The sequence below is a fragment of the Streptomyces sp. PA03-6a genome, assembly GCF_033792765.1.
In the GTDB taxonomy this organism is placed as follows: Bacteria; Actinomycetota; Actinomycetes; order Streptomycetales; family Streptomycetaceae; genus Actinacidiphila.
Genome location: NZ_JARAVK010000064.1, coordinates 34380 through 40657, shown reverse-complemented (window position 1 = coordinate 40657; position 6278 = coordinate 34380). Strand labels below are relative to the sequence as shown.

The 6278-nt window shown below is 73.9% G+C and carries 9 protein-coding genes; 3 read left to right on the top strand and 6 right to left on the bottom strand.

All coding sequences use genetic code 11. From position 1 onward, the window contains the following. A partial coding sequence (locus tag PV350_RS17670; protein WP_500334740.1) for a DivIVA domain-containing protein occupies nt 1-743 on the bottom strand: 743 nt, incomplete at its 3' end. Nucleotides 744-1042: 299 nt separating this feature from the next. On the opposite strand from PV350_RS17670, the gene PV350_RS17665 reads away from it, so the two are divergent. Together PV350_RS17665 and PV350_RS17660 are read left to right on the top strand one after the other, a co-directional pair. After that, complete coding sequence (locus PV350_RS17665) at nt 1043-1216, top strand: hypothetical protein (RefSeq protein ID WP_500334739.1); 174 nt, start codon at nt 1043-1045, stop codon at nt 1214-1216. A gap of 116 nt (nt 1217-1332) precedes the next feature. Further along, a complete protein-coding gene (locus PV350_RS17660) occupies nt 1333-2280 on the top strand; it encodes a glycosylasparaginase (protein WP_500334737.1) in 948 nt (315 codons plus the stop codon). Nucleotides 2281-2293: 13 nt separating this feature from the next. On the opposite strand, the gene PV350_RS17655 is transcribed toward PV350_RS17660, so the two are convergent. The 5 genes from PV350_RS17655 to PV350_RS17635 form a co-directional block, all read right to left on the bottom strand. Then, nucleotides 2294-2515 (bottom strand): ferredoxin, encoded by a 222-nt coding sequence (locus PV350_RS17655; protein WP_500334735.1) that lies wholly within the window; start codon nt 2513-2515, stop codon nt 2294-2296. Between the two features lie 21 nt (nt 2516-2536). Next, nucleotides 2537-3742 (bottom strand): cytochrome P450, encoded by a 1206-nt coding sequence (locus PV350_RS17650; protein ID WP_500334733.1) that lies wholly within the window; start codon nt 3740-3742, stop codon nt 2537-2539. Between the two features lie 41 nt (nt 3743-3783). Next, a complete protein-coding gene (locus PV350_RS17645) occupies nt 3784-4479 on the bottom strand; it encodes a TetR/AcrR family transcriptional regulator (RefSeq protein WP_500334731.1) in 696 nt (231 codons plus the stop codon). Nucleotides 4480-4549: 70 nt separating this feature from the next. Continuing rightward, nucleotides 4550-4771 (bottom strand): hypothetical protein, encoded by a 222-nt coding sequence (locus PV350_RS17640; RefSeq protein ID WP_499516695.1) that lies wholly within the window; start codon nt 4769-4771, stop codon nt 4550-4552. A 42-nt stretch (nt 4772-4813) separates the two neighbouring features. Beyond that, entirely contained in the window at nt 4814-5689 is an 876-nt protein-coding gene (locus tag PV350_RS17635; RefSeq protein ID WP_500334729.1) for a PP2C family protein-serine/threonine phosphatase, read from the bottom strand. Here PV350_RS17635 and PV350_RS17630 point away from each other — a divergent pair. Then, entirely contained in the window at nt 5667-6275 is a 609-nt protein-coding gene (locus PV350_RS17630) for a DUF427 domain-containing protein (RefSeq protein ID WP_500334727.1), read from the top strand. The two genes, PV350_RS17635 and PV350_RS17630, sit on opposite strands and share 23 nt — an antisense overlap. Nucleotides 6276-6278 lie beyond the last annotated feature (3 nt).

Genomic DNA, 6278 nt, shown 5'->3' with positions numbered 1-6278 from the left:
GAGACCGTCGGGGGAGCGGGGGGCGGCGCGAGGGAACGGGCGAGGTCGCGGTCGAGGCGGCGCAGCTGGGACTGCATGTGGGCGGTCAGGCGGGTGCGGTAGGCGTTCTCGAAGGTGCGGAGGTCCTCGACCTTGCGTTGCAGCGCGGTGCGGGCGGAGGCCAGGGTGGCCATCGCCTGACGGTGCTTCTCGCGGGCCTCGTGCTCCAGGGCCAGGGCCCGGTCGCGGGCGTCCCGGCGCAGGCTCTCGGCCTGTCCGAGGGCCTCGCCGACGATCTTGTGGGCCTCGGCGCGGGCCTCGGCGACGGCCTGCTCGGCGGTGCGTTCGGCCAGGGCGAGCAGGCGGGCCGTGCTGTCGGCGGCGAACCCGGGCTGCACTTCCGTGGCCTCCTCGGCCTCCTCGGCCTCCTCGGCCTCCTCGGCCTCCGCGGGCTCCGCGACCTCGGCGGCGGGGACGGGGACGGGTTCGGGCTCCGCCTGGGGTTCGGGCTCCGGCTCCGGTTCGGGGGCCGGGTCCGGTGCCGACGCCACCTCGAGGTCGGGCTCCTCGTGCTGCCGGTCGGCGGACTCGACGGCGGAGAGCGCGGCGCGCAGGTCCTGGTTGAGCCGCAGCAGCCGGGTCAGCTCGGACTGCACCTCGTCCAGGAAGTCGTCGACCTCGCGCTCGTCGTAGGCCTCGCGGAGGCGGACGGTGGTGAACTGCATCCTGCGCACGTTCTCGGCGGTAATCGGCGTCTGTGCCATCTGCTCACCTCGAGGTCTTCGTCGACAAGTCCTGACCGCATCCGTCAACTCCAGCTTGGGCGGCGGGCCGGGCCGGGGCAGCCCGGGAACACCGCGCAGGGGCGGTGCGGGCGGTGTCACCTGCGCCGATCGTGGGACCCGGGCGAACGGCGTGGATGGCGCAACTACGGGCGGCGCAGTGGCAACTGTGATCATCCGCGTTGTCACCGCTTCCGCAGACAGCGTGGATTTCCCTCCGCGCCCGGCGAAAGGGCCGGACGGGTGAATACGGGCCCCCGGGGCCGGGGTACGGGATGCGCATGGAGACGCCGGGTGGGGGCGAAGGGGCGCGGTTCTTCCCCGTCGGGATGGGCCGGACGGTGTACCAGGCGCTGCGCGGATCCGCCTGCGGTCGGGACCGTTCCGCCGTCGCGATGACCGACGGCCGGATCCGCGACGAACTGCGCGCCCTTGTGGCAGCACCCGGCCCCTGACCGGCCCGCGCGAGCCCGGGACTAGGCTCGCGACGACGTCGTACCAGCTCGTGCCGGGTGCCGGGTGCCGGGTGCCGGGCGCCCGGACGGCCCGACCGACCAGCGAAGGGAATCCCATGACGCAGCCCGTCATCATCGGAAGCGAGCGCAGCGAGGCCGGCCTGCCGGCCGGGATGGACGTCCTGCGGCGCGGGGGGACGGCGGTGGACGCCGTGGAGGCGGCGATGCGCCGCTGCGAGGACAACCTCACCGACCACTACGTCGGCACCGGTGGGCTGCCCAACGCGCAGGGCGTGGTCGAGCTGGACGCGTCGGTGATGACGGGCTCGGACCGCAGGTTCGGCGCGGTCGGTGCGCTGCGCGGGTTCCCGAACCCGATCTCGGTGGCGCGCGCGGTGATGGAGCGGCTGCCGCAGCACTGCCTGCTGGTGGGGGAGGGCGCGGCGCTGTTCGCGCGGGAGAACGGGTTCGAGGGCGCCGAGCTGCTGACCGAGGAGTCCCGGGCCATGTGGCGCGAGCAGCTGCTGACCGCTGCCGAGGCGGTGGAGGGGGAGAACACCCCGGCCGTGGACGGTGACCACCGCTACCGGCGGGCGGCGCTGGAGCTGGTGCGGCGGATGGCGCCGCACGAGGGGCCGTGGGGGACGATCAACATCATCGCGCTGGACGCGCACGGCGAGATGTGCGTGGGCATCTCGACCTCCGGCTACCCCTTCAAGTACCCGGGACGGGTGGGGGACTCCGCCGTCCCGGGGGCGGGCAACTGGTGCGACCTGCGCGGTGGCGGGGCGGCCTGCACCGGCCGCGGCGAGCTGAGCCTGCGCGGCGGGACGGCGCGTACGGTGGTCGACCTGCTGGCGCTGGGCAAGGAGCCCGCCGACGCGTGCCGGGTCGCGCTGGAGGAGGCGGCCGGCCTGCCCGACGAGTACCGGTCCGAGCTGCGGGCACTGGCGCTCACCCCGGACGGGCGGCACGGTGGCGCGGCCGGGCAGGAGGGCAGCGTCTACGCCGTGATGACCGACGCCTCCACCGAGCCGGAGCTCCGCCCGCGCACGCTGGTCTGAGGGCCGTCCGGGCCTACGGCTGGGGCGCGATCAGTTCCCCGCTGGTCGCGTCCCGGATGGTGATGGCCTCCACCGGGCAGGACTCCGCGGCGTCGACCAGGAGCTCGTCCGGTTCGGCCGTCGGGTGCCTGGGGCAGGACTTGCGGTCGTGGAGCTCGAAGTGCTCGGGGGCGATCCCGGCGCAGGAGCCGGTGCCGATGCAGGTCTTGCGGTCCACCTCGATCTGCCAGGTCATGATGCGTGTCCTCCCGTGTCGTCAGGTCCGGTCCCAGATGACCGGCATCCGTTCGGGCCCGCGCAGGGCGACTCCGGACTTCCACACGACGCTCTCGTCGGGTCCGGCGAGGCGCAGTCCGGGCAGCCGGTCGAGCAGGGTGCGCAGGGCCACCTGCAGTTCCATGCGGGCCAGTTGGGCGCCCAGGCAGTGGTGCGGTCCGTGCCCGAACCCGACGTGGGAGGCCTCCTGGCGCAGCACGTCGAGCCGGTCGGGGTCGGTGTACACCGTTTCGTCGCGGTTGGCAGAGACGGGGCAGACGACCACCGCCTCCCCGGCGCGTACGGTGCCGCCGCTGAGTTCGACGTCGTCCAGCGCGTAGCGGGGCATGCCCGCGCCGTTGCCCAGGGGGACGTAGCGCATGAGCTCCTCGACGGCGCCGGGGACCAGACCGGGGTCGGCGCGCAGTGCCGCGAGCTGCCCGGGGTGGGTGAGCAGCGTGTAGACGAAGTTGGGGATCTGCGAGGCGGTGGTCTCGTGACCCGCGACGAGCAGGGAGATCGCCAGGACCTGCAGTTCCCGTTCCGACAGCCGCTCGTCGTTGTCGCGGGCGTCGACGAGGGTGCCGAGGAGGTCGTCGTGCGGCGCGGCGCGGCGTTCGGCGATCAGGCCGGCCATGTAGGCCATCAGGGCGTCGGTGCAGTCCTGGACCTCCCGCGGGGTGTACTTCGTGGTGGACAGCAACGCGTCGGACCAGGTGCGGAAGTCGGCCCGGTCGGCCAGGGGGACGCCGAGCAGTTCGCAGATGACGGTGACCGGCAGCGGCAGGGCGAAATCCGCCACGAGGTCGGCCGGCGCGCCGCGTGCGACCATGCCGTCGGCCAGTTCGGCCGCGATCTGCTCGGTGCGGGGCCGCAGGGCTTCGATGTGCCGGGCGGTGAAGGCCTTGGCCACGATCCGCCGCAGCCGGGTGTGGTCCGGCGGGTCGAGGTCCAGGATGCTGCCCTCCAGGCCCCGGTGCGGCCGCAGGCGCGGCTCGTCGCGGTGGACGGCCTCGGCCCGGCTGAACCGGGGGTCGCCCAGGACGGTCCTGACGTCCTCGTACCGGGTGACCAGCCAGGCGGCCTCCCCGTAGGGGAACCGGACCCGGCACAGCGGCTCGTCCTTGCGCAGTTCGGCGAAGGCCGGGTCGACGGTCAGCCGGTCGGCTTCGGTGAAGGGGTAGTTCCGGGGCTCGGTCGCGGCCATGGCGCATGCCTCCAGTGAGCTCGGGGAGTCGGGTCCGTTCCTCACGTCGGCCCGCGGGGACGCCAGGGCGCGGCGGGCCGGTCGGCGAGGGCGGGGCGCAGCAGGTGGCACAGGTCGTCGGCGAGGAGTTCCAGCGGGTCGTCGGTGTCGACCGGCAGGCCGCCGGCGATCCAGGCGGTGAGGAACGACCCGGTCTGGAGCACCGCCATCAGGGCCCGCTGCCGTGCCTGCGCGGGGGTGACGCCCTGCCAGCGCCGGGGCGGGGCCGTCAGCAGGGTCACGTAGCGTTCGTGCGCCGCCAGGTAGCGATCGCGGGCGCTGCCGTCGTCACCGGCCGCGGACGGGGTGGCGGCCAGCAGGACGCGGATGGTCGGCGCGAGCGCCCGCCAGCTCGCCGCCGCGTGCTCCAGCCAGTCGCGGACGCCGGAGCGGGTCCACTTGGGGACGGCGGCCAGCTCGGCGTACAGGCCGTCGGTGGCCTGGTACACCCGGTCCGTCAGGGCGGCGATGACCTCCGCCTTGCCGCGGAAGTGCGCGTACACCGTGGCCCGGGTGACCCCGGCCGCGCGGGCGATGTCCTCCATGGTGGCGGCGACGAACGACTTGGCGGCGAAGACCTGGACCGCCCCGTCCAGGACCCGGTTGTGGGTCAGGTGCCGCTGCTGCGCGCGCAGGCTCACCCGCGGTGCGCCCACCGTGGTCGCGGATCCGGCATCCGTCGGCCGACGACGTTCCATGAGGAAAGTCTACAAAACGATATCAATCTGTACATTTTGTGTACGGCGGCGGTGGGCCCGCCGCGGCCGGTCAGCCGTGGTTGCGGGGATGGCCGCGGGCGGTGCGCTCGTTGCCCCGTTTGTAGTTGCCGGTCCAGCGGGCCATCACCAGCTGGGCGTCACCGCGCTCCACTTCCTCCAGGAAGCGCTCCGCCCGCTCCCCGCGCAGCACGGCGGCGGTGTGCGCGCCGTGGGTGACGACCACGGTGCCGTCGCCGCGCCGGCGGTAGGAGAATCCGTGAGGTCGGGGCATGGCGGTGAGCGTAGGGCCGGGCCGCGTCCGCGCGACAGCGATTTACGGGGCGTCGCGGGTTACGACGTGCGGCGAGCGCAGGGCCAGGGCGGCGATGTCGTCCTCCAGCCGCCCGCCGCTGTAGTGCACCAGTTCCCGGTGCAGCCGGTCCAGCAGTTCGCGGGGCGCTGCCGGGCTCTGCCGCCGCAGCCAGTCCGGCAGCGCGAAGAACGCCCCGGCGCGGTCGCGGGTCTCGGTGACGCCGTCGGTGTAGAGCAGCAGCTGGTCGCCGGCGGTGAAGGCGTGGGTGTCCACGACGTACGTGTCCCCGATGAGCTCGGCGAGGTTCAGCGGTGCGGAGGCGGCGGTCGGCTCCAGCACCCGGATGCCGCCGGCGTGCATGAGGATCGGCGGCGGATGCCCGCAGTTGAGCAGTCGCAGATGGCCGCCGCCGTGCGGGATCTCGGCGAGCACGGCGGTGGCGAAGCGCTCCGGCAGGTCCGGGCCGGGATAGCCGGAGCTGTGGCGGATGATGCTGGTCTCCAGACGGCGGACGATGCCCCGCAGGTCAGGCTCGTCGTGCGCCGCCTCGCGGAAGCAGCTGCTGAGCGCGGAGGCCGCGCCCACGGCGGACAGCCCCTTGCCGCGCACGTCGCCGATGAGCAGCCGCACCCCGTGGGACGTGGCGGCCACCTCGTAGAAGTCGCCGCCGATACGCGCCTGCTCCTGTGCCGCCAGGTACAGCGACTCGATCTCCAGACCCTGGATGCGCCGCGGCAGCGGCCGCAGCAGTACCGTCTGCGCCGCGTCGGCGACCATCCGGGCGTGGAAGAGCGCCTCCTCGCGCTGGATCCGCACGTGGCTGGCGTACGCCGCCGCCAGGGTGACCGCGACGATCGCGGCCCCGGTGTACGGGGTGCCCAGGTCGGTGTGGGACACCGCCTGGTTCGCGGTACGCGCCGGCGGGCGGACGGCCGAGCGCGCCGCCTGGGAACTGGTCGGGCTCCCGGAGCACGCGGGCGACCTCAAGGGGCGGATCGCCTTCGCCTGGCGGGCGATGGACGCCTTCTACGAGGAGGACGACCGCATCCTCGGCCACGCCGCGGACGCGTACCACCGCATCGACATCCGCACCACGTCCCGCACGCTGGAGGTCCGCTCAGAAGGCCGTGTGGTGGCCCGGTCCGAGCATCCCGTGGTGCTGTACGAGTCGGGTTTCGCGCCCCGGTGGTACGTGCCGCGCGCGGACGTCGACGAGAGCGCGCTGACGCCCGCAGAGGACCGGACCTTCTGCCCGTACAAGGGGATCGCCGCCTACTACGACATCGGCGGTGTCCGGAAGGCGGCGTGGTCGTACCGCGACGCCTACCCCGAGGTCGGCCGCATCGACGACCTGGTCTCCTTCGAGCCGGACAAGGTCGAGGTCACCCTCGACGGCAAGCGGCTGGAGCCGGAGCCCGGCCAGCACGTGATCCCCCACGGCGTGGACCGCGGCCTGGACACCGACGAGGTCCGCGGCCGCTAGGCA

What these genes read in the sequence shown, in the direction of transcription:
- PV350_RS17660 (WP_500334737.1), top strand. Translation starts at nt 1,333, where the DNA reads ATGACGCAGCCCGTCATCATCGGAAGCGAGCGCAGCGAGGCCGGCCTG.
- PV350_RS17640 (WP_499516695.1), bottom strand. Translation starts at nt 4,771, where the DNA reads ATGCCCCGACCTCACGGATTCTCCTACCGCCGGCGCGGCGACGGCACC.
- PV350_RS17645 (WP_500334731.1), bottom strand. Translation starts at nt 4,479, where the DNA reads ATGGAACGTCGTCGGCCGACGGATGCCGGATCCGCGACCACGGTGGGC.
- PV350_RS17655 (WP_500334735.1), bottom strand. Translation starts at nt 2,515, where the DNA reads ATGACCTGGCAGATCGAGGTGGACCGCAAGACCTGCATCGGCACCGGC.
- PV350_RS17665 (WP_500334739.1), top strand. Translation starts at nt 1,043, where the DNA reads ATGGAGACGCCGGGTGGGGGCGAAGGGGCGCGGTTCTTCCCCGTCGGG.
- PV350_RS17650 (WP_500334733.1), bottom strand. Translation starts at nt 3,742, where the DNA reads ATGGCCGCGACCGAGCCCCGGAACTACCCCTTCACCGAAGCCGACCGG.